At 69.0% G+C, this 24,911-nt stretch carries 21 protein-coding genes; 12 read left to right on the forward strand and 9 right to left on the reverse strand.

What is annotated here, in order from left to right; all coding sequences use genetic code 11:
• Positions 1-5: 5 nt before the first annotated feature.
• The 3 genes from Ate02nite_RS28610 to Ate02nite_RS28620 are packed head-to-tail and all read left to right on the forward strand — an operon-like array spanning position 6 to position 3,265.
• The gene (locus Ate02nite_RS28610) at positions 6-977 is read left to right on the forward strand and encodes an ABC transporter ATP-binding protein (RefSeq protein ID WP_203810932.1); all 972 of its coding nucleotides are present in this window, start codon (positions 6-8) and stop codon (positions 975-977) included.
• The gene (locus Ate02nite_RS28615; protein WP_239147770.1) at positions 974-2,068 is read left to right on the forward strand and encodes an ABC transporter ATP-binding protein; all 1,095 of its coding nucleotides are present in this window, start codon (positions 974-976) and stop codon (positions 2,066-2,068) included. Before Ate02nite_RS28610 ends, Ate02nite_RS28615 begins: the two co-directional genes overlap by 4 nt.
• 9 nt (positions 2,069-2,077) lie before the next feature.
• Entirely contained in the window at positions 2,078-3,265 is a 1,188-nt protein-coding gene (locus tag Ate02nite_RS28620) for a cysteine desulfurase-like protein (protein WP_203810934.1), read from the forward strand.
• A gap of 163 nt (positions 3,266-3,428) precedes the next feature.
• Here the strand turns inward: Ate02nite_RS28620 and Ate02nite_RS28625 are convergent, their stop codons facing one another.
• The gene (locus tag Ate02nite_RS28625) at positions 3,429-3,764 is read right to left on the reverse strand and encodes a hypothetical protein (protein ID WP_203810935.1); all 336 of its coding nucleotides are present in this window, start codon (positions 3,762-3,764) and stop codon (positions 3,429-3,431) included.
• Between the two features lie 100 nt (positions 3,765-3,864).
• On the opposite strand from Ate02nite_RS28625, the gene Ate02nite_RS28630 reads away from it, so the two are divergent.
• Positions 3,865-4,461, forward strand: a complete 597-nt coding sequence (locus Ate02nite_RS28630; RefSeq protein WP_203810936.1) for a LamG-like jellyroll fold domain-containing protein — start codon at positions 3,865-3,867, stop codon at positions 4,459-4,461.
• Here Ate02nite_RS28630 and Ate02nite_RS28635 read toward each other — a convergent pair.
• Positions 4,455-5,588 (reverse strand): ROK family transcriptional regulator, encoded by a 1,134-nt coding sequence (locus Ate02nite_RS28635; protein WP_203810937.1) that lies wholly within the window; start codon positions 5,586-5,588, stop codon positions 4,455-4,457. The genes Ate02nite_RS28630 and Ate02nite_RS28635 overlap by 7 nt on opposite strands.
• 102 nt (positions 5,589-5,690) lie before the next feature.
• Here Ate02nite_RS28635 and Ate02nite_RS28640 point away from each other — a divergent pair, with 102 nt between their 5' ends.
• The 3 genes from Ate02nite_RS28640 to Ate02nite_RS28650 are packed head-to-tail and all read left to right on the forward strand — an operon-like array spanning position 5,691 to position 10,988.
• On the forward strand, positions 5,691-7,784 hold the full coding sequence (locus Ate02nite_RS28640) for an alpha-galactosidase (RefSeq protein WP_203810938.1): 2,094 nt from the start codon (positions 5,691-5,693) through the stop codon (positions 7,782-7,784).
• Positions 7,785-7,788: 4 nt separating this feature from the next.
• A complete protein-coding gene (locus Ate02nite_RS28645) occupies positions 7,789-8,745 on the forward strand; it encodes an acetylxylan esterase (protein WP_203810939.1) in 957 nt (318 codons plus the stop codon).
• Complete coding sequence (locus tag Ate02nite_RS28650) at positions 8,745-10,988, forward strand: glycosyl hydrolase family 95 catalytic domain-containing protein (protein WP_203810940.1); 2,244 nt, start codon at positions 8,745-8,747, stop codon at positions 10,986-10,988. Before Ate02nite_RS28645 ends, Ate02nite_RS28650 begins: the two co-directional genes overlap by 1 nt.
• On the opposite strand, the gene Ate02nite_RS49855 is transcribed toward Ate02nite_RS28650, so the two are convergent.
• Positions 10,937-11,491, reverse strand: coding sequence for a GNAT family N-acetyltransferase (locus Ate02nite_RS49855; RefSeq protein ID WP_369076747.1), 555 nt, complete (start codon positions 11,489-11,491; stop codon positions 10,937-10,939). The two genes, Ate02nite_RS28650 and Ate02nite_RS49855, sit on opposite strands and share 52 nt — an antisense overlap.
• Here Ate02nite_RS49855 and Ate02nite_RS28660 point away from each other — a divergent pair.
• Positions 11,391-11,687 carry a hypothetical protein gene (locus Ate02nite_RS28660; protein WP_203810942.1) on the forward strand — a complete coding sequence of 99 codons (297 nt, stop codon included), beginning with the start codon at positions 11,391-11,393 and terminating at the stop codon, positions 11,685-11,687. The two genes, Ate02nite_RS49855 and Ate02nite_RS28660, sit on opposite strands and share 101 nt — an antisense overlap.
• A gap of 192 nt (positions 11,688-11,879) precedes the next feature.
• Here the strand turns inward: Ate02nite_RS28660 and Ate02nite_RS28665 are convergent, their stop codons facing one another.
• From Ate02nite_RS28665 to Ate02nite_RS28675, 3 genes are read right to left on the reverse strand one after another with little or no spacing between them, the layout of a single operon-like run.
• Entirely contained in the window at positions 11,880-13,535 is a 1,656-nt protein-coding gene (locus Ate02nite_RS28665; RefSeq protein ID WP_203810943.1) for a type 2 periplasmic-binding domain-containing protein, read from the reverse strand.
• 24 nt (positions 13,536-13,559) lie between these two features.
• Complete coding sequence (locus Ate02nite_RS28670; protein WP_239147771.1) at positions 13,560-14,390, reverse strand: carbohydrate ABC transporter permease; 831 nt, start codon at positions 14,388-14,390, stop codon at positions 13,560-13,562.
• Positions 14,391-14,449: 59 nt separating this feature from the next.
• On the reverse strand, positions 14,450-15,370 hold the full coding sequence (locus Ate02nite_RS28675; protein WP_203810945.1) for an ABC transporter permease: 921 nt from the start codon (positions 15,368-15,370) through the stop codon (positions 14,450-14,452).
• A 73-nt stretch (positions 15,371-15,443) separates the two neighbouring features.
• On the opposite strand from Ate02nite_RS28675, the gene Ate02nite_RS28680 reads away from it, so the two are divergent.
• From Ate02nite_RS28680 to Ate02nite_RS28690, 3 genes are read left to right on the forward strand one after another with little or no spacing between them, the layout of a single operon-like run.
• Positions 15,444-16,565 (forward strand): ROK family transcriptional regulator, encoded by a 1,122-nt coding sequence (locus Ate02nite_RS28680; RefSeq protein ID WP_203810946.1) that lies wholly within the window; start codon positions 15,444-15,446, stop codon positions 16,563-16,565.
• A gap of 38 nt (positions 16,566-16,603) precedes the next feature.
• Positions 16,604-19,000 (forward strand): X2-like carbohydrate binding domain-containing protein, encoded by a 2,397-nt coding sequence (locus Ate02nite_RS28685; RefSeq protein ID WP_239147772.1) that lies wholly within the window; start codon positions 16,604-16,606, stop codon positions 18,998-19,000.
• A gap of 11 nt (positions 19,001-19,011) precedes the next feature.
• On the forward strand, positions 19,012-20,199 hold the full coding sequence (locus Ate02nite_RS28690) for a mandelate racemase/muconate lactonizing enzyme family protein (protein ID WP_203810947.1): 1,188 nt from the start codon (positions 19,012-19,014) through the stop codon (positions 20,197-20,199).
• A gap of 8 nt (positions 20,200-20,207) precedes the next feature.
• Here the strand turns inward: Ate02nite_RS28690 and fxsT are convergent, their stop codons facing one another.
• Positions 20,208-22,955, reverse strand: a complete 2,748-nt coding sequence (gene fxsT / locus Ate02nite_RS28695) for an FxSxx-COOH system tetratricopeptide repeat protein (RefSeq protein WP_203810948.1) — start codon at positions 22,953-22,955, stop codon at positions 20,208-20,210.
• 124 nt (positions 22,956-23,079) lie between these two features.
• Between fxsT and Ate02nite_RS28700 the strand changes: the two genes are divergently transcribed.
• On the forward strand, positions 23,080-23,883 hold the full coding sequence (locus tag Ate02nite_RS28700) for an AAA family ATPase (RefSeq protein ID WP_203810949.1): 804 nt from the start codon (positions 23,080-23,082) through the stop codon (positions 23,881-23,883).
• On the opposite strand, the gene Ate02nite_RS28705 is transcribed toward Ate02nite_RS28700, so the two are convergent.
• Both Ate02nite_RS28705 and Ate02nite_RS28710 read right to left on the reverse strand, forming a co-directional pair.
• Positions 23,880-24,620 carry an SGNH/GDSL hydrolase family protein gene (locus tag Ate02nite_RS28705; protein WP_203810950.1) on the reverse strand — a complete coding sequence of 247 codons (741 nt, stop codon included), beginning with the start codon at positions 24,618-24,620 and terminating at the stop codon, positions 23,880-23,882. The genes Ate02nite_RS28700 and Ate02nite_RS28705 overlap by 4 nt on opposite strands.
• Positions 24,613-24,840, reverse strand: a complete 228-nt coding sequence (locus tag Ate02nite_RS28710; protein ID WP_203811120.1) for an alpha/beta hydrolase — start codon at positions 24,838-24,840, stop codon at positions 24,613-24,615. Before Ate02nite_RS28710 ends, Ate02nite_RS28705 begins: the two co-directional genes overlap by 8 nt.
• Positions 24,841-24,911: the final 71 nt, after the last annotated feature.

Below are 24,911 nucleotides of genomic sequence, written 5' to 3' on the forward strand. Positions count from 1 at the left end.
TTGTCATGCCCCTGCTCGACGTACGTGACCTGTCGGTCGTCTTCCAACGGCGGGGCACCCGGCCGGTCGCGGCGGTGGACGGCGTCAGCTTCACGGTGGAACCCGGCCAAACGGTCGGCCTGGTCGGTGAGTCCGGCTGCGGCAAGTCGGTGACCAGCCTGGCGATCATGGGCCTGCTCCCCCGCCGTGGTAACACGGTCACCGGCGAGGTCCGCTTCGAGGACACCGACCTGCTGAAACTGCGCCCGGCGGAGCTGCGGGACCGGCGCGGCCGGGACATCGGCATGATCTTCCAGGATCCGCTGTCCTCGCTGAACCCGGTGATCCCGCTCGGTCTGCAGGTGGCCGAGGTGCTGGAACGCCACCAGGGCCGCACCCGGCGGGAGGCGCTGCGGGAGGCCCGGGGCCTGCTCGACGCGGTCGGCATCCCGGACCCGTCACGGCGGCTGAAGGAGTTTCCGCATCAGCTCTCCGGGGGCATGCGGCAGCGGGCGCTGATCGCCATCGCCCTGGCCTGCAAGCCGCGGCTGCTGATCGCCGACGAGCCGACCACGGCCCTCGACGTGACCATCCAGGCGCAGATCCTCACCCTGCTCAAGGAACTTGTCGACAACTCCGGCACGGCGCTGGTCATGATCACCCACGACCTGGGCGTGGTGGCCGGCCTCTGCGACACGGTCAACGTGCTGTACGCCGGCAAGGTGGTCGAGCGGGCCGGCCGCCACCACCTGTTCGCGGCACCGCGACACCCGTACACCGATGGGCTGTTGCAGTCGGTTCCTCGTCTTGATGCCGACCGCGGCGGGCGGCTGCACCAGATCCGTGGCTCGGTCAGCGACAACATCCCCTGGTCGGAGGGCTGCGCCTTCGCGCCCCGCTGCGACCGGGTGATCGACGACTGCATCGGCGAGACGGTGCCCCTGCTCGGTGGCGCGCTGCGATGCACGAACCCCGTACCGAAGGGAGTGCGGGTGTGAGCGCACTGGTCAAGATCGACGACCTCAAGGTCCACTTCCCGATCAAGAGCGGACTGCTCTTCGACCGTACGGTCGGCTACGTCTACGCCGTCGACGGCGTCTCCCTGGAGATCAAGAAGGGCGAGACGTACGGCCTGGTCGGCGAGTCCGGGTGTGGCAAGTCGACGCTGGGCCGCGGCCTGTTGCGCCTGATCGAGCCGACCAGCGGCGAGATCACCTTCGACGGCACCGATGTCCGCGCGCTCAAGGGCGAGCAGATGCGACTGTTCCGCCGGCGCATCCAGATGGTGTTCCAGGACCCGATGTCCAGCCTGGACCCCCGGCAGTCGGTGCAGTCCCTGCTGGTCGAGGGCTTGCGTGCGCACGGCCTGCACACCGGCCGGGCCGACGTGCAGAAGCGCCTGAGATCCACGCTGGACTCGGTCGGGTTGCCGGCGTCGGCCCTGAACAAGTACCCGCACGAGTTCTCCGGCGGGCAGCGCCAGCGCATCGGCATCGCCCGGGCCCTGGTGCTCGGCCCCGAGCTGATCGTGGCCGACGAGCCGGTGTCCGCGCTCGACGTGTCCATCCAGGCCCAGGTGATCAACCTGCTCGGCGACCTGCAGGAGTCGCTCGGCCTGACCTACCTGGTCATCGCGCACGACCTGGCCGTGGTCCGGCACATCTCCGACACCATCGGCGTGATGTACCTCGGTTCGCTGGTCGAGGAGGCCGACGGCGACCAGCTCTACGAGCGCCCGCTGCACCCGTACACCCGGGCTCTGCTCTCGGCCGTGCCCATCCCCGACCCGCGGGTGGAGGACCGGCGCGAGCGGATCCTGCTGGTCGGCGATCTGCCGTCGCCGGCGAATCCGCCGAGCGGATGCCGGTTCCGCACCCGCTGCCCCTGGTCGCAGGCCCGCTGCGCCGAGGAACGGCCGGAACTGCGGGTCTTCGACGACTCCGGGCAGCGGGTGGCCTGCCACTTCGCCGAAGAGATCCGGAGCGGCGACCTGACCCCGCACGAGGTCCGCGCCGAACTCGTCCACCCGGACTCCGACCCGGCCGAGGTCGGCGCGGAGCTGATCGTGACCCGCACCGACCTGCCTTAGGCTCGGACCATGACCTTCGATATCGCCCGGGTCCGGGCCGGCTATCCCGCGCTCGCCGACGGCTTCGTGCACTTCGACGGGGCCGGCGGCACCCAGCCGGCCGAGCCGGTGATCGCCGCGATCGCCGGGGCGATGCGCACCGCGGTGTCCAACCGGGGCACCGCGCACGAGCCGGCCCGCCGGTCCGGCGAGATCGTCGAGGCGGCCCGCGCCGCGGTCGCCGACCTGGTGGGTGGCGACCCGGCCGGGGTGGTGTTCGGCCCGAGCGCCACCGCGCTGACCTACCTGGTGGCCCGCACACTGGCGGCGGGCTGGGGCCCGGACGACGAGGTGGTGGTGTCCCGGCTGGATCACGACGCCAACGTCCGCCCGTGGGTGCAGACCGGCGCGACCGTCCGGTGGGCCGAGGTCGACCTGGCCACCGGCGAGCTGCCGGTGGCGCAGTACCGCGATCTGATCGGCCCGCGCACCCGCCTGGTAGCGATAACAGCGGCCAGTAACGCCATCGGGACCATGCCGGCGGTCCGGCAGATCGCCGACCTGGCGCACTCAGCAGGCGCTCTGGTGTACGTAGACGGAGTGCACGCCACCGCACACCGCCCGACCGACGTGCGCGAGCTGGGCGCCGACTTCTACGTGACAAGCGCCTACAAGTGGTCCGGCCCGCACTACGCCGCCGTAATCGCCGACCCAGCCGTCTGGGAGCCCCTGCACCCCACCAAGCTGATCCCGTCCCCCGACCGAGCCCCCGACCGCTTCGAATACGGAACGCTGAGCTTCGAGCTGCTAGCCGGCATAACCGCCGCGGTAGACCACCTGGCCACCTTGACCGACGCTGTCGGCACCCGGCGCAGTCGGCTGCTGGCCGGCCTGGCCGCAGCCACCGAGCACGAGAACCAGCTGCTGGACCGGCTGCTGACCGGCCTAGCCACCATCAACGGCGTGACGATCTGCCCGGCGGGCGCCAACCGCTGCCCAACGGTCTCCTTCCGCCTGGCCACCCAGGCTCCGGCCGAGACCGCCCGCCTCCTGGGCGAGCAGGGCATTTGTGTCTCCCACGGCGACTATTACGCGGTCGAGTACTTCGAGGCGGCAGCCCTGCGGGCCACCGGCGGCGCGGTCCGAGCCAGCCTCTACCACTACAACACCAAAGACGAGGTAGACCGCCTCCTAGAGGCAGTCAGCAAGCTTTCCTGAGCTCGCCATCCGGCCACGAACGACGCTTAGCGGGGTTTGTTGGGGTCTCGTTGCGCGAGAGTCGCTGCGCGCGCCGGTGTTGCGCGGTGGTCGCGTGGTGTCGGCGGTCGGGTGGGGTTGCGGTTGGGGAGGTCGTTGCCCGTACCGAAAGAGGCTTTGATCTTTACGCCTGGGCTTCCCAGCGGGCGGTGAAGGACGTGGTTTGGTTTATCGCCGCGTCGTCGCTCTGGACTATCCACTCGAGCTTCCAGGTTCGGGTTGCGTTTGTGGTCGCTGACCAGCTGCCTATGCCGTTCGCCCAGGTGTTGCGGGCGGTTATGAAGGCGGCCAGGGTGCTGTTGCTGTAGAGGGTGCCGGTGGCGCTGAAGTCGCTGCAGTCGGTGTTGCTTCCGGTGCCGTACTGCAGGCGGAAGACCAGGTACGAGCCGAGGGTGCCGGTCGCCGTGGGCACGTACATCTGCACCGTGGCGGGCAGCGAGCCGGTGTAGGTGGTGATCACGCAGGTGATCGCGGTGCTGCCGGGGATGGCGTTGGTGACCGCGAAGAGCGCAGGCGTCGCTGCGCGCCGGTGGCCTTAAATCTCACCCCGTCCACCGGCAATGGTGCGGCGGAGATCGGCGGGCGGCTGGGCGTTGAGCCTGCTCGTCTCCGACTACTGGCAGGGGCAGATCGACGACCTGCGCATCTACCACGGTTACCCGCTCAACTCGGCCAGCACCACCGGCACCACCGCGATGGCCTTCGGCGGCACCGGCAGCGCCTACAACAACAAGTACGCTGCGACCCCGGCCACGACCGCCTTCACCGTCGAGTGCCTGATCCGGGTCGGCCCCGGCCAGAGCGGCATCATCGCCGGATTCAGCGCCGGCGGCACGACCGACCGGCTCCTCTACGTCGACGCGGCCTGGCACCACCTCACGGCGAGCGTCGGCCCGATCACCGGGACCGGCGCCCTCGCCGCCGGCGGCCTCCGGCTGTCCCTGGACGGCACGGTCACCTCGACCTCCGCGGTGACCGCGGCCATCGCGTCGACCGGCGTCTGGCGCTGGGGCGGCACGCCGCTGCTGCTCCCGCTGACCACCTGGCCGGCTGCCCCCGGCAACCCGTATCTGACCGGCACGCTCGACGAGCTCGCCGTCTACGACAAGCAGCTGACCGACCAGGATGATCTCTGGCGGGTCTACGGCAACTACTGACCCACGAGCGCCTTGATGCTCACGGTGGCGGCCCCGCGCGCCCACTCCTCGAACGGCAGCGGGCGGATCGACAGCGGGCAGTCGGCGGCGGCACCGAACGCCTGGCGCTGGAAGCCGGCCCGGATGTGCGGCTCGAACAGGTCGTAGGCGGACAGCCCCTCACCGGAGACCACGATCCGATCGGGGCCGACCAGGTTGGCCACCGCCGCGATGCCGCAGCCGATCGCCTCGCCGGCCCGGGCGAAGACGGCGCCGACCCGCTCGTCGCCGGCTCGCGCCGCGGCCACCGCGTCGTCGAACCGGAGCCCGGCGTCACGGATGATGGCGTCGGTGCCGGCGACCGCCTCGACGCAGCCGCGGCTGCCGCAGTGGCAGGCCGGGCCGTTCACGTCGAAGCCGACGTGGCCGATCTCGCCGGCCACCCCGTGCGAGCCGGACACCAGCCGGCCGTTGACGACCAGGCCGCAGCCGATGCCCGCGCCCACGGTCACCAGCGCGAACGACTCGGCGCCGACGCCCTCGCCGAACCAGTGCTCGGCGGTGGTCAGCGCCTTGACGTCGTTTTCCACGGTGACGGTGAGGCCGGTGGCCTTCTCGGCCCGCTCCCGCAGCGGCACGTCGCGCCAGCGCAGGAACGGCGAGTAACGCACCAGGCCGGTGGAGTGGTCGACGTCGCCGGAGACGGCCAGGCCGAGCCGCCGGGTGCGGGCCCGGTAGTCGCCGGGGCCGTCGAGCAGGTCGTCGACCAGCTCGCCGAGCTGGGTCAGGACATAATCTAGGTCGGCGGCGGCCAGTCGCCGGTGCGCCGACGCCCGCACCTGCGCGCCGAGGTCGCAGACCACGCCGATGAGCTCGTCGCCGGTGATCTTCACGCCGACGAAGAACTCGCGGTCGGCCCGGATGACCAGCGGGCTGGCCGGTCGGCCGGCGCCCGGGCCGGTGCGCTCGGTCGCGGCCAGTTCCTCGAGATAGCCCATCTCGATGAGCGGGCGCGCGGCCTTGGTGACGGCGGCGGAGGACAGGTCGAGCCGGCGGGCGAGGGCGACGCGACTGATCGGCCCCTCGGTCAGCACGGCCGTGAACACGGCCGTCACGGCGGGCGCCACGGTCTCGCCGTCGGGAAACATGCCCGAAATCTATGCTCAATAATTTCCTTCGTCAAGTATTGATTTCGGTCAGAAAGCGGCCCTACGCTCGCCGCGTCCCACACATCTTTGTTGAGGATCCCGATGCCCGACCTGCATTTCGAGCCTGACCAGCGCCTCTGGCTGCTGTGCACCCCGTCGACCTCGTACGCCATCCGGCTCGACGAGAACGACGACGTGCGGCACGTGCACTGGGGTGCGCCGCTGACCCCGGCCCAGGCTCGTGAGCTGGGCGCGCGCACGCCACCGGCGGGCAGCAGCTTCGACACCGCGGGCGGGGCCGAGGAGATCGCCGTCGAGGGCGGCGCCCGTTTCGGGGCAGCCGGTCTGCAGGTGCGCTTCGCCGACGGCACCCGGGGCGTCGAGTGGCACTACGCCGGCCACGACATCGACGGTGGGCACCTGAGCATCCACCTGGACGACCGGCACTACCCGCTGCGCGTCACCCTGCACTACCGGGTGCACGACGACGGCGACGTGATCGAGCGGTGGACCACCCTCGAGAACCGCTCTTCGGCTGAGTTGATCGCCGTGCAGCGGAGTGACAGCGCGGCGTGGACCCTGCCGGTGGCCGGTCGGCGGGTGAGCCACCTCGTCGGCGGCTGGAACAGCGAGTTCCAGCTGCGCCAGGCCGAGGTGCCGACCGCCGAGACCGTCTTCACCAGCCGGCGGGGCATGACCAGCCACCACGCCAACCCCTGGCTGGCCCTTGACGACGGCACCGCCACCGAGGAACACGGCGACGTGTGGAGCACCGCGCTGGCCTGGAGCGGCAGCTGGCGGATCACCCTGCAGCGCGACCCGCGGGGCCGCACGACGTGGACCGGCGGGTACGGCCACGAGGGGCTCACCTGGTCGCTGGCCCCCGGCGAGAGCCTGGAGACCCCGGTGTTCGCCGGGCTCTTCACCACCGGCGGGTTCGGCGCGGCCAGCCGCAGCTGGCACGAGCACGTCCGGCGGCACGTCCTCACCCATCCCGGCGAGCCCCGGCCGGTGCTCTACAACTCGTGGGAGGCGACCGGGTTCGACGTCGACGAGCCCGGCCAGACCGCCCTGGCCGCGCGGGCCGCGCGGCTCGGCGTCGAGCTGTTCGTGGTGGACGACGGCTGGTTCGGCGAGCGGGTCAGCGACCACGCCGGTCTCGGCGACTGGACCCCCAACCCGGACCGCTTCCCGAACGGACTGCGGCCGCTCTCCGCCGAGGTGCACCGGCTCGGCATGCAGTTCGGCCTGTGGGTGGAGCCGGAGATGGTCAACCCGGACAGCGACCTCTACCGGGAGCACCCGGACTGGGTGCTGCACATGGCCCACCGCTCCCGGACCGAGATGCGCCAGCAGCTCGTGCTCAACCTGGCCCGGCCGGACACCGCCGCGTGGGCGCACGCCTGGCTCGACCGGCTGGTGGCCGAGAACGACATCGACTTCCTCAAGTGGGACGCCAACCGCCCGATGACCGAGGCCGGCTGGCCCGGCCACCCCGACCCGGACCGGGTGTGGATCGAGCAGACCCGGGCCGTCTACCAGATCCTGGACCGGCTCCGGGCCGACCACCCGCGCCTTCGCATCGAGGCTTGCTCCGGCGGTGGTGGCCGGGCCGACCTGGGCGTCGTCGCCCGCACCGACCAGGTGTGGACGTCGGACAACACCGATCCGGTCGACCGGATCGGCATCCAGCACGGTTTCAGCCAGCTCTTCCCGGCGCAGGTGATGGGTGCGTGGGTGACCGACAGCCCGAACGTCGCCACCGCCCGGCGCACTCCGCTGCGGTTCCGGTTCCACGTGGCCATGGCCGGCGCGCTGGGCATCGGCGGTGACCTCGCCAAGTGGACCGAGGACGAGCTGAAGGAGGCCACCGGGCTGATCGCCACGTACAAGCGGATCCGGCCCGCGGTCCAGCACGGCACCGCCTACCGGCTGGCCGGGGACGGCACCCTGACCGCGGTCGGCTACCGGTACGAGGACCAGTTCGTGGTGCTCGCCTGGTGCCCGTCGCGCCCGTTCGGCCACCAGCCCGGGCCGCTGCGGCTGACCGCGCTCGACCCCGGCGCCAGCTACCGGGACCAGGACACCGGGGCGGTGCACTCCGGCGCCGTACTGCTGCGGTCCGGTCTTCCCCTCGCCCTGCCCGACGGTGACCACGCCAGCGTCCTCGTCCACCTCGTCCGCATCGGGAGCTGACCCCATGGCCATGTTCGACCTGCCCCTCGACCGGCTGCGCGACTACCGGCCCGAGCTCACCGAGCCGGCCGACTTCGACGCGTTCTGGCTCGGCACCCTCACCGCCGCCCGCGAGCACGACCTGGCCGCCGAGCTGACCCCATTTGACGCGCTGCTGCCCGGGGTGGAGGTGTTCGACGTCCGGTTCAGCGGCTACGACGGGCAGCGGGTAGCCGCCTGGCTTTTGCGCCCGGCCGGTTCGGACAGCCCGAGGCCGTGCGTGGTGCAGTTCATCGGGTACGGCGGTGGCCGCGGCCGCCCGCACGAGTGGCTGCTGTGGCCGGCCGCCGGCTATGCCGTGCTGGTGGTGGACTCCCGGGGTCAGGGCGACGGCGACACGCCCGACCTGGCCGGCGACACCACGCCGCACCACTCCGGGCTGCTGACCCGGGGCGTGCTCGACCCCGCGCAGTACTACTACCGGCGGCTGTTCACCGACGCGGTGCGGGCGGTGGACCTGGCGATCACCCTGCCCGGCGTCGACCCCGACCGGATCGTGGTGGCCGGGGCCAGCCAGGGCGGCGGCATCGCGCAGGCCGTCGCCGGGCTGCATCCCCGGGTCCGAGGCGCGCTCATCGACGTACCCTTCCTGACTCATTTCCGGCACGCCACCGAGATCACCGACTCGTACCCGTACCACGAGCTGTCGGTTTTCTGCGCCACCAACCGTGAGCGGACCGACCAGGTCTTCCACACCCTGGGTTATTTCGACGGCGTGCATTTCGCGGCGCGGGCGACCGCGCCGGCGCTGTACTCCGTCGGCCTGATGGACGACGTGTGCCCGCCGTCCACGGTGTACGCCGCGTTCAACCGCTATGCCGGGCCGAAGCAGATCCAGATCTGGCCCTACAACCGGCACGAGGGCGGCGGGTCGTACATGGCCCCCGTCCAGCTGCCCTGGCTCCGGGACGTGCTGGCCTGATGCCCGAACTCTTCTACGACCGGCCGGCCGAACGCTGGTTCGAGGCGTTGCCGATCGGCAATGGCCGGCTCGGCGGCATGGTCCACGGCGGCGTCGGCACCGAGATCATCCGGCTGTCCGAGTCGACCGCGTGGTCCGGCGCCCCTTCGGACAGTGACGTGAGCCCGACCGCGCTGCGTGAGCTGCCGGCCATCCGTCAGTTACTCTTCGACGGCAAGCACGGCGAAGCCCAGCGGCTGGCGGCCGAGCACCTGCCCGGCCACCCCACGTCGTTCGGCACCAACCTGCCGCTGCCCCGGCTGCGCCTCGACTTCCCCGGCGACGCGGCCACCGACTACCGGCGCACCCTCGATCTCGAGACCGGCCTGGTCCACATCGAATTCGATCAGGACCAGACCCATTTCGTACGCGAGGCCTTCGCGTCCCACCCGCACGGCGTGATCGCGATGCGCCTGACCGCGAGCCGTCCCGCCGCGATCAGCTTCACGGCCACCCTGGACGACGCCGCCTTTCCCGGCACGACCACGTCCACCGTTTCCGGCCTGGCATTCCGCGGCCGCGCCGTCGAGTCCCTACACAGCAACGGGAAAGACGGCACCACTGTCGAAATCCTCGCCCGGTTCGAGATCGAGGGTGGCACGCTGCGGCCCGCCGGCGACAACGTCATCGTCACCGGCGCGGACGCGGTCATCGTGCTGATCTCCGTCGGCACCGACTGGGCGCCTTCTGCCCCGGCTGTCGCTGCGGGTTACGACGAGTTGCGGGCTGCGCACATCGCCGATCATCAACACCTGATGGCCCGGGTGTCGCTCGATCTGGGCGATCCGGTTCAGCTGCCCACCGACGTACGCCGGGAGCGTCTCGCCCAGGGACACCGCGACGACGATCTGATCGCCCTGTACTTCCAGTACGGCCGCTACCTCACCATCGCCGGTTCACGGGCGGACTCGCCGCTGCCGCTGGCCCTGCAGGGTGTCTGGAACGACGGGTTCGCCAGCAGCATGGGCTGGTCCAACGACTTCCACCTGGACATCAACACCCAGCAGAACTACTGGGCGGTGGAGTCCGGAAACCTGGCCGAATGCCACGCTCCCCTGGTCCGGTTCGTCGGGCGGCTGGCCGAGGCCGGCCGCAGCACGGCCGAGCAGATGTACGGCGCGGACGGCTGGGTCGCGCACACGGTAACCAACGCCTGGGGTTACAGCGCACCCGGCAGCGGCATCGGCTGGGGCATGAACGTGACCGGCGGCGCCTGGATCGCCCTGCAGCTGTGGGAGCACTACGAGTACAGCCTGGACGAGGACTATCTCCGCGAGCAGGCGTACCCCGTCCTGCGCGAGGCCGCCCGGTTCATGCTGTCCTACCTGGTGCCCGAGCCGACCCAAGGCTGGCTGGTGGCCGGCCCCGCCGAGTCCCCGGAGAACTGGTACCTGGCACCGGATGGCACGCCGTGCTCGGTAGCGATGGGCACCACCGCCGACCGCGTCTTCGCCGAGGCGATCCTGCGGATCTGCGCCCAGGCCGCCACCATCCTGGACGTCGACCCGTCGCTGGTGGCCCGCGCCGAGGAGGCCCGGAAGAGGCTGTCCCCGTTCCAGATCGGCCGGCACGGCCAGCTGCAGGAATGGCTTGATGACTTCGACGAGGCCGATCCGGCCCACCGGCACACCGCGCACCTGTGCGCGGTCTTCCCGGAACGGCAGGTCACCCCACGCGGCACCCCGGCGCTGGCCCGCGCGGCCGAGGTCATCATGGAACGCCGCCAGCAGGCCGCCGGCTGGGAGCAGACCGAGTGGGGCGAGGCCAATTTCGCCGCCTTCTACGCCCGCCTGCTGAACGGCGACCAGGCGCTGACCCACGTAACCCGCCTGATAGCCGACGCCAGCGAGGCAAACCTGCTGAGCTATTCGGCCGGCGGCATAGCCGGAGCCCCCCAGAACATCTACTCCTTCGACGGCAACGCCGCCGCCACCGGCGCAATAGCCGAGATGCTGCTGCAGTCCGACGGCGAGGAGCTAGAGCTGCTGCCCGCGCTGCCGTCCGCTTGGCGTGACGGCGAGGTCCGGGGCCTACGAGCCCGAGGCGGCTTCACCGTCTCCCTGTCCTGGCGCGACGGCCACCTACACGAGGCCCGCATCCACTCCCCCAGGGCCACCAGCGCCCGCGTCCGCTACCGAGACACGGTCACCGACTACACCTGGAAGCCGGCCGAGGACGTCATCGTCGGCAGCGGCTTGGCGTAGTACACCAGCGCAGCGGCCGCGCGTCGCTCCAGCTCACCCATCAGGGCACGCCCGATCCCAAGCCGCCGCGTAGCCGGACGCACCCGAGCCCGAAGCACCTCGGCCCGCCCGTCGGCATCCGGCCAATAGCCACCCATGCCAACGACATGCCCATCCAGCCACGCCACCGACCTTGCCCCAGCGGCGGTACCACGGCCAACGAAATTGTTTCTTCGATTGGTCGCGCAACTGACTGGGACAACCCGGCGCTGATATGAACAGTGACATGTGGTGTCATGCCAGCCGGAACTCATCGGTCGTCCAGCCGATTGACCAATCAAATTGGATTGGCGAACCTGTGCAGGCGAGACTGGTTGCAGGCGCCCGGCAACGCGGATAATCTCCATAAAATCAGGAGTAATCATGATGGACGACGCGGCGGACCCTGCCGACGAGGTCATCGCGAGCGCACGTGAGGCGTTCAAGCGCGGTGACAATATCTTTGAATACACCGTATCCGCCATACTCGAGAGCGCCTATACCGGAGCCCGCTACGGGCGCCCCTTCAAGGCCGTTCAGAATATGAGCCTGCAAAACCAGATCTGCAATCAAGGCTGGGAATTGGTCAACGGATCCGTATCGAAGTGGGACCCCAGCAACTCCGCCTACATGGTGCGCTTCTACCTCTTCCGCCGCTGTGAAGCGAACTTCGAGGCGTAGCTGAAACGCGGCTCAGGACGTGTGGCAACGCTGGGGATTCGATGGCGGGCAGATGATGAGGAGCTGCCGGTCAGCCACCGGGCGCCGGCCGCCGGCAACGCGACGGTCAGCAGGCCGGCTACGAGCCACCGGGGACGGCCGCGCCCCGGGAGATTCCGGGGCGCGGCTACATCGTGGTCGGTCACGCGACCATTATTTGCTGGACTTGTACTTGTCGTACGCCTGCTGGTTGAGCTCGAGGTAACGCTTCATGCCGATGCCGTCCAGGCCCTTCACCCAGGTGTCCCAGTCGGTGTCGATGTTCTTCGTGCCGGTGATGAAGGCCAGCTCGCCCTGGCTCACGTAGCTGTCCAGGTTGGTCTTCAGGGTGGCCATCTCGGAGACGGTGGCCGGGTCGGCCCAGACCGCGGCCTCCGGGAAGACCTGCGCCTTGTCCACGTGCGGCTCGTACTGCTGGGTTGCCTGGAACAGGCGCCGTTCGAGGCCGGTCTCGGCGTAGATGTCCTCCGGCACGGCCTGGGCGTTACGCAGGGCGAGCGTCATGTTGTACTGCCCCAGCGAGTTCCAGGAGGTGTTCTTCGGGACGTCCGCGCTGAGCCGCGGCTTCCAGGTCGGCTGCACCTTGGTGTCCAGGGCTACGTCGCCGGCACCCGGCTTCTCCCAGCCGACGCCCTCGGGGCCGCCGTTGACGATGATCTGGCCCTCGTCGGTGTAGATGTAGTCGAGCATCTTGATGGCGGCGATCCGCGCCTCCTTGCTGGACTTGTTGGTCAGCATGAAGGTGTAACCGATCGAGGTCGGGTTGTTGTAACCGGTGTAGCTCTTGCCGGACGGGCCGGTCAGCGGCGGCACCGCGTCGTACTGCTTGTCCCGGCCGTCCTTGGAACCCAGCTGGACGAAGATGCCGGGCCACAGCACCGGAACCGAACCGAGCTGTACGGCCTTGGGGTTGTTGCCGATCGCCTGCAGGGCCTCGGCGTTCTGGGTGAACGAGCCCTGGTCGATCAGGCCGTCCTTGTAGAGCGAGTTGATGTACTTCAGGCCCTCGCGCCATTCCGGCTTGTCGACCGGCGTCACCACGCTGTCGCCGTTGAGCGCCAGCAGCGACGGAACACCGTTGTTCGCACCGTAGGGCGCGTAGGCAAAAGCGCTCATCAGGTAACCGATAAGCGTGCTGTCGCCGGTGTCGGTGGTCATCGGGATCTCGTCGGCCTTGCCGTTGCCGTTCGGGTCCTGCGTTTTAAAGGCCTTCAGGACCGTACGCAGTTCCTCGGTCGTCTTCGGCACCTGCAGGTTGAGCTTCTTCAGCCAGGTGGAGTTGAGCCAGAGCTTGTCGGGGTACGTGCAGTGGTAGCAGTCGGACCACTGCGGCAGGGCGTAGATGTGCCCGTCCGGCGCGGTCGACATCGCCTTGAGCATGGCGTTGGAGTCGAGCGCCTTCTGCAGGTTCGGCGCGTTCTCCTTGATCAGGTCTTCCAGCGGTACGGCGACACCCTGCTGGCCGAGTTTCTGCACGTCGGTCTTGGTGAAAGCGTCGACCCACGGAATCAGCAGGAACATGTCGGGATAGTCGCCACTGGAGATGGAGATCTGCCGCTTCTCCTTGGCCGGCCCCGCGTCGTACGTCGTCGTCTGGAACTGGAACTTGATTTTGAATTTGTCGCTGAGCAGCGTGGTGACCGCGTTGGTGTCGAGCTTGGTGTCCGGGTCGGCGGGGGCGAGGGCCGAGATGATGACCTTGTCGCCGTCCATCTTTGCCTCGGGGGCGTTTTCCTTGCTGCCGGAGCAGCCCGCGGCCAGCAGAACAGAGACCGCGACAATTCCGAGAAGGGGGGAAGGTATTTTCATGATGGTTCCATTCGTGAGTTTCCGTCAGCCCTTTACCGCGCCCACCATCACGCCCTTGGTGAAATGGCGCGCGACAAATGGGTAGATAGCCAGGACGGGCACGCTCGAGACGACGATGAGCGCGTATTTGAGGACGTTGGCCAGTTGAAGCTGGTGCATCTGCTGGGCCAGGTCCACGGCGCCCGTCCGGCTCTTGTCGAGAATGAGCATGTTGCGCAGCACGATCTGCAACGGATACAGATCGGGATCCTTGAGATAGACGAGTGCGTCGAAATAGGTGTTCCACTGGTAAATCGTGTACATCAGGGCGAGGACCGCCAGCAGCGGCTTCGACAATGGCAGCACCACCGACCGAAGAACCCGCAGCTCGCTCGCCCCGTCGAGCATCGCCGCCTCGTAGAGCTCATCGGGGATCGAGTTGGCGAAGAACGTGCGGGCGATGATCACCTGCCAGACGCCGATCGCGTTGGGGATCAGCAGGGCCCAGCGGGTGTCCAGCATTCCCAGGTCGTGCACCACCATGTAGGTCGGGATCAGGCCACCCGAGAACAGCATGGTGAAGATGAGCAGGGTCATCAGCACATTGCGCCCGTAGAAGGTCTTCCGGGACAGCGGATAGGCGATGGCCACCGTCAGTGTGACGCTGATCAGCGTGCCGGCGACGGCGTAGATCAGCGAGTTGTAGTAACCCCGCAGGACCTCCGCGTTGCTGAGCACGTTCCGGTACGCCTCGGTGGAGAACTCGACCGGCCAGAAGGTCACCCGGCCCGAGTTGACCGCGTCCGGGCTGCTTAACGAGCTGGCCACGATGTAGAGCAGCGGCAGCAGCACCACAACCAGTGCCACGGCCAGCATGATTTTGACAACGATCAGGAAAACACGGTCGCCAAAAGGTTCGCGGATACGCACCTTGTTCATCGCCACAGTCCGCTCCCAGTAATCCGCTTGGCGATGAAATTGACCACCAGTAGCAGGCATAGATTGACCACCGAATTGAACAGGCCCACGGCGGTGGCCATGCTGAAGTCCGCGTTGATCAGGCCGGTCTTGTAGACGTACGTCGGGATGATTTCTGATTGTGCGAGGTTGAGGTTGTTCTGCAGGAGATAGGCCTTCTCGAACCCGATCGCCATCATGTTCCCGGCCGCCAGGATCAGCATGATCACCGCGGTTGGCATGATGCCGGGCAGGTCGACGTGCCGGATGCGTTGCAGCCGGCTGGCGCCGTCGATCTTGGCCGATTCGTGCAGTGTGGGATCGATGCCGGCCAGTGCGGCCAGGTAGATGACGGCCGAATACCCGGCGGTCTGCCAGACGTCGGTCCACACGTAGATATGGCGGAAGTAGCTCGGATCGCCGAGGACGTTGGCGTCCACGATGCCGATTCGCGGCGACAGCAGCAGGATGGTTATCGAGACCACCACGACGGTGGAGATGAAGTAGGGCGCATAGGTGACCATCTGCACCGTGCGTTTGAACCAGCCGTTACGAATCTCGTTCAGCGCGAGCGCCAGTAGAAGAGGTATCGGAAAGCTCGCCAGCACCAGGTAGAACGCCAGGATCAGGGTGTTCTTCAGCAGCGTGCCGAAGACCGGATTGCTGAACAGCGCCTGGAAGTTCCGCAGGCCCACCCATTCGCTGCCCCACGGACCCAGCACCGGGCTGTAGTCCTTGAACGCGATGACGCTGAAGCTCATCGGGATGTACTTGAAGACGACGAAATAGGCCAGCGGCACGCTCACCAGCAGGTACAGCTGCCAGTGCAACCGCCAGGACCGCTGCGCCTGGGACCAGCGGCTGCGTCGAGGCGCTCGCGCGCCGATCTGGGGAAACATGGCCGAAACGTAGGCTCAATAATTTCCTTCGTCAAGTATTGATTTCCGTAACGGCCTGGCCTACGTTTCGGCCATGTTGCCTGAGGCCGAATCCGCCGCACCGGCGATGACCGCCGTGCTCACGGCGGTGCTGACCGAGGGTCCACTGAGCCGGGTCACCCTCGCCCGCCGGCTCGGGTTGTCGCAGGCCGCGGTCACCAAGGCGGCCCGGCCGCTGATCGAGCTCGGTTACCTGCAGGAGCTGGCCGCGACCGAGCGGTCCGGCCCGGGTGCCGGCCGCCCGGCCAGCCCGCTGGCCATCCGGGCCGACCGGGAGTTCTTCGTCGGCGTGAAGATCACGGCCGACGAGTTGATCGGCGTGCTCTGCGACCTCGGCGCCCAGGTCCGGAAGTCGATCCACCGGCCGCTACTGGATAAGGACGTCGACTACGTCCTGACCGAACTCGGCCACCTCGTCGACGACCTGATCGACGACCGCTCCCGCACCAGGCGACTGGGCCTGGCCGTCTCCGGCGACGTCGACCGCGCCACCGGCCTGGTCCGTTATTCGCCGTTCCTGCACTGGCGCGACGTGCCGCTGCGGGAGCTCGCGGAGAAGGCCACCGGGCTGACCGTCACGGTCGAGAACGACGTGAAGGCGCTGACCACCGCCGAGCACTGGTTCGGCGAGGGTGTCGGCGCGGAGTCGTTCGCACTGGTCACCGTGGGTACCGGTATCGGCTGCGGCCTGGTGGTCAACGGCCGGCTCGTCTCCGGCTCGCACGGTGTGGCCGGCGAGATCGGGCACATCGGCGTCGACGTGAACGGTCCGGCGTGCCACTGCGGCGGGCGCGGTTGCGTGGAGGCCATCGCCGGTACCGACGCCATCGTCAGCCGGGCCGGGCTGAGCTTCGATGACGCGGTAAATGCGGCGCGCGCCGGCGACGTACGCGTCAGTGCGGTTTTCGCCGCCGCCGGCGAGGCGATCGGCTGCGGCATCGCGGCCGTGGCCAACCTGGTCGGCCCGGCCCACATCGTGGTGTCCGGCGAGGGCCTGGCCGCCTACGACCTGTTCGAGACCCACATCCGGGCCGGCTTCGAGCGCCAGGCGTTCGGCGCCGCCGCCCAGTGCCCGTTGTCCGTACGGCCGCTGCCTTTCGAAGAGTGGGCCCGCGGTGCCGCCACCGTCAGCATCCAGGCTTTCGTCGCTTCCTGAATTCCCCATCCCCAAAAGAAAAATCCGGAGGTACGACCGTGAGGTCACGCCGTCCCGCCGCCGTCCTCGGCGCCGCGATGCTTCTTCTCCTGACCGCCTATCCGGCGCAAGCCGGCCCGAAGCCGAGTCCACAGCCCGCGGTCGCACCTGCGGCCGCAGTGCCGGCAATCCCGGCAAAATCGACAGCCGACCCATGGGCCACCAAGCCCTACATGGGCTGGAGCAGCTACAGCATGCAGGTCTACTCCGGCAACGGTAAGTGGATCACGCCCGAGCAGCTCATCAAGCAGTCCGACGCGATGCACGCCAAGCTGCAGAAGTACGGCTACAACTACATCAACGTCGACGCCGGCTGGAACGACGGGATCGACGCCAACGGCCGGCCGAAGCCGATGAAGGACTTCCAGAAGGTCATCGACCACGTCCACGCGAACGGCCAGAAGTTCGGCCTCTACATGATCCCGGGCATCTCCCCCGCGGTCTACGAGGCCAGCCTGCCGATCGCCGGCGCCCCCGGCTGCACCACCCACGACATCGTCAAGCAGCCCATCCAGCAGGCCGACTACTGGAACATCGGCTATCGGATCGACTTCGCGAACCCCTGTTCGCAGAAGTACATCGACTCGATCGTCGACCTGTTCGCCACGTGGGGCGTCAACTTCGTCAAGTTCGACAGCGTGACGCCCGGCTCCGGGATCAGCGACCTCTCGCTTGACGCCCGCGACGACGTCGCCGCCTGGTCGACGGCCCTGAAGAAGCACAAGATCTGGTTCGAGCTGTCCTGGGCGCTCGACCCCAAGTACGCCGACTACTGGCGGTCCAAGGCGAACGGCTGGCGGATCGACTGGGACGTCGAGTGCTACTGCGCCAACGACGCACTGACCCAGTGGCAGAACGTTGCCCGGCTCTTCCCCGACCTGGCCACCTGGTGGCGCAACGCCGGCAACGGCGGCTGGAACGACCTCGACTCGCTCAACGTCGGCAACGGCAGCATGGACGGCCTGACCAAGGACGAACGGCGCAGCGCGATGACGCTGTGGGCGATTTCCGCCGCGCCGCTGTACCTGGGCAACGACCTGACCAACCTGGACGCGTACGGCCTGAGCCTGCTCACCAACCCCGAGGTGATCGCGGTCGACCAGGCCGGCACTCCGGCTCGCCCGGTGTCGGCGTCGGCGCAGCAGCCGATCTGGTACGCGCTCAACCCCGACGGCAGCTACACGGTCGCGCTGTTCAACCTCGGCCGCACCGACAAGGACGTCACGGTGAACTGGTCGGACCTCGGCCTGACCGGCGCCGCCACGGTCCGCGACCTGTGGGATCGCAAAGACCTCGGCCGCTTCGCGACCAAATTCACCGCCTCCGGCGTGCCGATCCATGGCGTACGGCTACTCAAGGTCACGCCGCAGTCGGGTTCTCTCGTCGCCGTCAACGATGACGCGCTGCGGGTCGGCTACCAGGGAGAGTGGACCCGGGAGGGCGTTGCGGCGACCTCGCAGCCGCTGACCCTGAACGTCACCGACACCGGCACCACCGCGCCGCCGTCGACGAGCGGCCCGGTCCGCACGATCACCCACGACGACACCGACCAGGGCATCGCGTACGCCGGGACGTGGTCGCAGAGCACCGGCCGCGGTCTCGGCGACTACCAGGACAACGTGCACTACACCGAGCGCAACGGTGACTCGTTCCAGTACACGTTCACCGGCACCGGCGTCTCCTACGTGACCGAGATGGACACCTCGCAGGGTGACGTCGACATCTACCTGGACGGCGCATTCGTGAAGACCGTGAACACCGGCCGTGAGCAAGGCCAGCCGCGCCTCTCCCAGCAGGCCGTCTTCACCGTGAGCGACCTGCCCAACGGCAGCCACACGCTGATGGGGGTCAAGAAGTCCGGCTCCTACATGCTCGTCGACCGGATCGACGTCACGCAGCCGAGCCTGCTCGACCCGCCGGCCGCCTCGTTCGACCGCAAGGCACCGGCCGATGTCCAGGTCCAGGTGCTGGGCGAGTTCACCGGCATCGCCGGCCTCACGAGCGGCTCCGATTACACCGTGTCCGGTTCGACGGTGACCCTGCGCAAGGCCTACCTGGCCAGCCTGCCACTCGGCGCGACCCAGCTCGACTTCACCTTCCGCGGCGACTATCTGGACGACGTGCACACCACCAAGATCAACGGCAGCAAGGTCTCGTACGCCTTCACCGGCACCGCCGTCGACTGGATCACCGCCACCGCACCCGACCAGGGACTCGTCGACATCTCCATCGACGGCAAGGTGGTCAAGCGGGTCGACCTGCGCAGTGCCACCCGCTCGACCCAGCAGAAGGTCTTCAGCATCGCCGGGCTGAAAGCCGGAACGCACACGTTCGCCGCCGTGAAGGTGTCGGGCGACGCCATGCGCACCGACGTCATCCGCTACACCACCCGATAAGGAGCACCTAGGTGGAACACGTTCAGGGTCTGCTCTCCTCCTCGCGCGCCGCACTGGCACCCGGCGACGAGGGCGCGGTCATCACCTCCATCGAGACATACGCACTGGCCGTGCCGCTGGCGCAGACCCTGAACGACGCCACCACCCGCCTGACCGCCTGGACCGTCCCGGTGGTGGAGATCCGCACCGCGGACGGCCGGGTCGGCACCGGCATCTCCGGCGTGCACAACGGCGCCGAGCTGCTGACCCAGGTGATCGACAACTACTACGCGCCGGCCCTGCTCGGCGCCGCCTCCGAGGACATCCTCGGCACCTGGAAGCGTCTTTACTGGCGGCCCACGCACTGGATCGGCCGGGCCGGCGTGGTGCACATGGCCCTGGCGATGGTCGACATCGCGCTGTGGGACCTGGCCGCCCAGCGGGCCGGCGTCCCGCTGTGGCGCCTGCTCGGCGGCACCGCCGGCGACATCGAGACCTACAACACCGACGGCGGCTGGCTCAACCTCAGCGTCGCCGAGCTGGAACGCGACCTCAGCTCGCTCGTCGACCAGGGCTGGCGGCGGGTCAAGGTCAAGGTAGGCAAGGACAACTGGCGCGAGGACGCGGCCCGGGTCCGCGCCGCCCGCCAGGCGGTCGGCCCGGATGTCACGCTGATGTGCGACGCGAACATGCGCTGGGACTTCAGCACCGCGGCCCGCCTGCTGCCGGTACTGGAGGAGGTAGGCATGGACTGGTTCGAGGAGCCGGTCCATGCCGACGACATCCAGTCCCACCAGCGCCTGCAGGCAGCAACCACGCTGGACATAGCGGCCGGCGAGAGCCTGTACTCATACCAGGCCTTCGCGAACTTCATAGCCGCCGACGCCCTGCGGGTAATCCAGGTAGACGTGACCCGGGTAGGCGGCGTAACCGAGTGGCTGCAGGTGGCCAAGCACGCGGCAGCCAACGGCCTGCGAGTGGTCCCGCACGCCGGCGACATGATGCAGGTCCACCAGCACTTGGCCGGCACGTTCCTGAGCGAGACCCCACCCTTGCTGGAGTTCATCCCCTGGACCCAGAACGCCTTCGTACACCGCACCGTAGTCCGCAACGGCTACGCCCAGCGCCCTCAGGAACCCGGCGCGTCCACCGCCATCGCCCCGGCGGCCCGAAAGCAATGGCAGATCAAAGGCACCGGATCAACATCAACCCCAAGCTGACGTACGCCTCACCGCCGGCGCTTCTTGTTACCGCCGGCCTGACCGCCCATCATCTGCATCGCCGTGTCCCGAACCTCGGCGGCCTTCTGCGTGGTCGGGTGCTGGGCACCGAGCTGTTTCCGCAGACCTTTCCACGCCAGTTCGGCCATGCGGCGACCGGGTAAAGTCCGGCCCTGGTTCAGATAGGCGATCGCGAGGCTCAAGGCGGACCTCAGCGTGTCCGGGTGCTTCTCACCCAGCGCTCGGCCACGTTGCTCCCACAGCTGCTGCCCGAGCGTCAACGCCTCCTGATACCGCCCCAACTCCCCGAGCGCCGATACGACGTTGTTCGCCGACGCCAGCGTGTCCGGATGCTCCTCACCCAAAACCCGCCGGTGCTGGTTCCACACCTGCTGCCCGAGCGTCATCGCCTCCTGATACCGCCCCAACTTCGCCAGCCCCGAAACCACGTTGCTCGCCGCCATCAGGGTATCCGGGTGTTCCTCACCCAAAACCTGCCGATACCGCTCCCGCACCTGCTGCCAAAGCGTCAACGCCTCCTGAAAGTCCCCCAGCTCCCCCAGCACCGACGCGACACCGTTCGCCGACATCAGCGTGTCCGGATGCTCCTCACCCAGGACCCGGCGGCGCTGGTCCCACACCTGATGCTGGAGCGTCAGCGCCTCCTGATAGCGGCCCAAGTCCCTCAGCGTCGCCGCGACACTACTGGCCGACCGCAGCGTGTCCGGGTGCTCCTCACCCAGAACCTGACGCCGTCGCTGCCATACGTCGCGACCGACCTCCTCCGCATGCTGGTGGTCGCCGAGAAGACTGAGAATTATTCCGAGGTCGGAGGCGCTGCGCAGCGTGTCGGGATCACTTTCGCCCCGGGTCCTGATCTGCCGTGACAGGACGTCGGCCACCAACGGCTGCAGGCGGCTGTACTCGCCGAGGTCACGCAGCGCCCAGATCACTTCGCTCGCCGCCCGCAGAGTGTCCCGGTGATCGGCGCCCAGCCGGTGCCTCCACTCCTCGAAAAGGTTCACGGCCAACTGCCGGGCCGGGGCGGTGTCACCGCGGCCGATCAGGTAGACCACGGCATCACACGCACACAGACGCAGGGCCGGGTCATCGGTGTGGGCCGGGTCGACGGCGAGTAGGTGCGGAAGCAGTCGGCCCCAGTCCGGCCAGCTCGCCGGGTCCCTCGGGTCGCCCGGGTACATCCGGCCGAGCACCGCCTGCAGATGCACCGACAGCTCGGCAAACGCGGATGGTTCCATCTGCGTGCGGACTACCGCCTGGGTCAGCCGGTGAACCGTCACCGTTCCTGAACCCACCCGGGCCAGCCCATACGCGCCGATCCGGCCGATCGCCTCCTGCCGCACCAGCGGTCTGCCGATCACCTCGGGCAGCGGGGCCAGCATCGCCGGATAGGGCTCGGTGGGCTGGGCCACCTCGACGATCAAGTCGACCGCGATCGGCTCCGGCGCGAGCAGCGCGCACAACCGCAGGATCGCCACCGCCGCCGGATCCACCTCCGACAGCGCGGCCACGCCGAGCGCGATCGACGCCGCCAGCGGCCGGGGATAGTCGACCGGCCGGCCCAAGTCCAGCACGGCCCGGGTCTCCTCGACCAGCAACTGCCGGTACTCGGCGACCGCCATGCCGGTCTCCGCGAGATAGCCGGCTGCCTGCGCCAGCGCCAGCGGCAGGTCACCCAGCGACTCCGCCAACCGGCCGGCCTCGTCGTTGTCCACGCCGGGCAACTGCTCGGCCAGGAAGCGCACCGCCTCCTCCCGGGGCAGGACGTCGAGCTCCACCGCGTGCGCGATCTGCTGCCAGTTCCCCCGGCGCGAGGTGATCAGCACGTGGCCGCCACCGCGCGGCAGCCACGGCAGCACGTCCTCGCTGTCCACCACGTTGTCGAAGACCAGCAGCCAGCGTTGCTGCCCGGACAGGTGACCCAGCACCTTGCTCTTCGCGACCGTCGAATCGGCCCCCGCCTCGACCAGCCCCAGCTCGACCCCGAGGGCCGTGAACTGCTCGCCGATCAACCCGGCCTGCTCCGCCGACACCCACCACACCAGGTCGTACTCACCAGCGAACCGATAGGCGTACTCCAGCGCCACCTGGGTCTTCCCGACCCCGCCCATGCCGTGCAGTGCCTGCACGGCGACCCGCCCGGCCCCGGACAGGCCGTCGTGCACCTGGTTCAGCACACCGTCCCGGCCGGTGAACGCCGGATTCCGCCGATCCACGTTCCACACCGACGGCAACGAACCCGGCCGCCGTGGCCCCGCATCGACGCTCGCGGCCGGCGCCGGACTATCGGGATATCGCGGAGCGGTCGCCGGCGCGGGCGGACCCAGCACCCCGCCGACCGACTCCAGCAGCAGTTGCACGGCCTTCTCCGACGGCAGGTCACACAGGCTTGGCACGATGATCGGTGCCCAGATCCCCGTCCGGAGGTCGACGTTGTCGATCCGTACCGGAATCAGCTTCACGTCCACATCCTTACGCCGCTGCGCGAAACGAGCCGTCCACTCGTCCGTCGTGAAGCGACCCGGATCGAGGTACGCCGACGACAGCAGCACCAGCATCGGGTTCTCCCGCTCGAGCGCCTCGTGCATCCGCTCGACGAAGTTCTCACCGGCCTTCCAATCGACACAGTCCAACTCGGTGTCGTAGCCGGCGTGCTCCAGATGCCAACTAGCCCACTCCGCCCACGATCGATCCACACCGGCATGCGAAATGAAGATCCGGGACGTATCGCTCACGCGTACACCCTGCCCGCCAGCCCTTCGGACGACCACCCCCGAACGGGCGATCGGGCTAAGGTTGCCCATGGCCCTGGGGCGATCTGTCGTTATCAATGGTGATCTCGGGAGTGGCAAGACCACGGTGTCCGTGCTGCTCGCCCGGCAACTCGGGGTGCGGCGCATCAGCATCGGCGATCTCTATCGGGAACTGGCGGCGCGGCGCGGGTTGAGCGCACTGCAGCTCAACCGGCATTCCGAGCTCGACGACACGATCGACGCCCACATCGACCAGATCCAGCGCGACATCGTGGCGTCCGGCGAGCAACTCGTCGTCGACAGCCGGCTGGCCTGGCACTTCTTCGCCGGCGCGCTGAAGGTGCACCTGATCACCGAGCCCACCGTCGCGGCCCGGCGGGTTCTGGGCCGCCCGACCGAGGTGGAGAACTACGCCACCCTCGAGGAGGCACGCACCGATCTGGAGTCGCGCAGCGAGAGCGAGCGCATCCGGTTCCTGGCCAAGTACGGCGTGGACAAGACCCGCCTGCGCAACTACGACACCATCTGCGACAGCACCCGGGCCACGCCGCAAGAAATCCTCGACACGATCATCGAGTCCCTGCACGAGTCGGAGCTGACCGCCTCGTCCGGCCCGGCCTGCTATCTCGACCCGCAGCGCATCTTCCCCACGGCGGCCGTTCCCGCGTTCGACGAATCCGACTCGGCCGAGCCGATCGAGGTCGGCTACGCCGCACGGCACTTCTTCGCGGTCCGCGGCCACCAGCGACTGGGTGCCGCGATCCGCTCCGGCCAGTCCCTGGTGCGCGCCTCGCTGGCCGAGGAGGCGATCTCCCGGCCGGCCGACGTGACGGCCGACCGGGTCCACGCCTGGGACCGGGCGTTCGGCATCGAATTGCCGCAGCTGGGAGCGCTGTCGCAGGCGGGTTAGCAAACGCCGGCGAGGATCTCGGCCACGGCGCGCATTCCGGCGGCGTTCGGGTGATACGGCGCGCCGGCCCGGGAGAGGCGGAAACGCCGGGTCCACGGCTCGGCCGACCAGGCGTGATGGTCGCGGCTGGCGGCCGACACCGCCACGTACTCGGCGCCGGCCCGCTCGGCGGCGGCCGCAGTCTCCTGGCTCAGGCGAACGGCCACCTCGCGGCCCCAGGCGGCGACCTCGGCCGGAAGCCGGCCGGTGTCGGCATCCGGGTCCGGCGGCAGGATGGTGAGGTAGTCGACAAGCAGGAGGCGGGCCCGCGGGGCACGCCGGCGCACCTCGCCGGTCAGCCGGTCGAAGGTGCCGCCGAGTTCGCCGAGCCGCCGGTCGCTCCGGCGGGCGTACTCATCCGCCCGGCGCCGGATCGGGGCGGGCATGCTCGCCCAGGTCAGCCGGGGCAGGTAACCGATGTCGTTGCCGCCGCAGGTGATGGTGACCAGGTCGGTTCCGGCCGTGACCGCCGAGATCTGGGCCGGGCCGGCGCCGGGCTGACCGTCGAGCATCTGCGCCGCGGTCGCGCCGGAGTAGGTGACGTCGGTCAGGTCCAGGCCGAGCCGCGCGGCCAGCAGATGGGCGTAGTTGGCGGCCGACCGCCCGGCCCGGCGCGGGCTGCCCGGGCTGCGGCGGCCGATGAACGGGCCGGCCGCGAACGAGCTGCCCATCGCGACGTACCGCGGACGCTCAGGCACTGCTGACCATCCTGTCCGGGTTCCCGCCGAAGCTCGTCGCGTTCGCGGCCAGATACCCGAGAGCCGCGGTGCCCTGCCGCACCGGGACCGGATAGTGCTGGCCGGGCGCGAGCGAGTACTCCAGGCTCGCCACCACGAAGCCGCGGTCGGCGAGCGCGGTGGCGTAGTCGGCGACCTGCGTCCGGGAGCCGGACAGAAACCCGCCGCCTCCAGCTTCCAGTCACGTGATCCAGACTGCACTCCGGGCCGGTCGCCGGGCATCACATGAAATGATGAGGACCGGCTCTGGGG

Origin of the sequence: Paractinoplanes tereljensis (genome assembly GCF_016862435.1) — a bacterium.
In the GTDB taxonomy this organism is placed as follows: Bacteria; Actinomycetota; Actinomycetes; order Mycobacteriales; family Micromonosporaceae; genus Actinoplanes; species Actinoplanes tereljensis.

Coding starts and splice junctions, on each gene's coding strand:
- Ate02nite_RS28635 (WP_203810937.1), bottom strand. CDS start 5,588: ATGTTTCCCGACGGCGAGACCGTGGCGCCCGCCGTGACGGCCGTGTTC.
- Ate02nite_RS28660 (WP_203810942.1), top strand. CDS start 11,391: ATGATGGACGACGCGGCGGACCCTGCCGACGAGGTCATCGCGAGCGCA.
- Ate02nite_RS28640 (WP_203810938.1), top strand. CDS start 5,691: ATGCCCGACCTGCATTTCGAGCCTGACCAGCGCCTCTGGCTGCTGTGC.
- Ate02nite_RS28675 (WP_203810945.1), bottom strand. CDS start 15,370: ATGTTTCCCCAGATCGGCGCGCGAGCGCCTCGACGCAGCCGCTGGTCC.
- Ate02nite_RS28645 (WP_203810939.1), top strand. CDS start 7,789: ATGGCCATGTTCGACCTGCCCCTCGACCGGCTGCGCGACTACCGGCCC.
- Ate02nite_RS28670 (WP_239147771.1), bottom strand. CDS start 14,390: ATGCTGGCCGTGGCACTGGTTGTGGTGCTGCTGCCGCTGCTCTACATC.
- Ate02nite_RS28620 (WP_203810934.1), top strand. CDS start 2,078: ATGACCTTCGATATCGCCCGGGTCCGGGCCGGCTATCCCGCGCTCGCC.
- Ate02nite_RS49855 (WP_369076747.1), bottom strand. CDS start 11,491: ATGGCGGATACGGTGTATTCAAAGATATTGTCACCGCGCTTGAACGCC.
- Ate02nite_RS28680 (WP_203810946.1), top strand. CDS start 15,444: ATGTTGCCTGAGGCCGAATCCGCCGCACCGGCGATGACCGCCGTGCTC.
- Ate02nite_RS28650 (WP_203810940.1), top strand. CDS start 8,745: ATGCCCGAACTCTTCTACGACCGGCCGGCCGAACGCTGGTTCGAGGCG.
- Ate02nite_RS28610 (WP_203810932.1), top strand. CDS start 6: ATGCCCCTGCTCGACGTACGTGACCTGTCGGTCGTCTTCCAACGGCGG.
- Ate02nite_RS28665 (WP_203810943.1), bottom strand. CDS start 13,535: ATGAAAATACCTTCCCCCCTTCTCGGAATTGTCGCGGTCTCTGTTCTG.
- Ate02nite_RS28630 (WP_203810936.1), top strand. CDS start 3,865: ATGGTGCGGCGGAGATCGGCGGGCGGCTGGGCGTTGAGCCTGCTCGTC.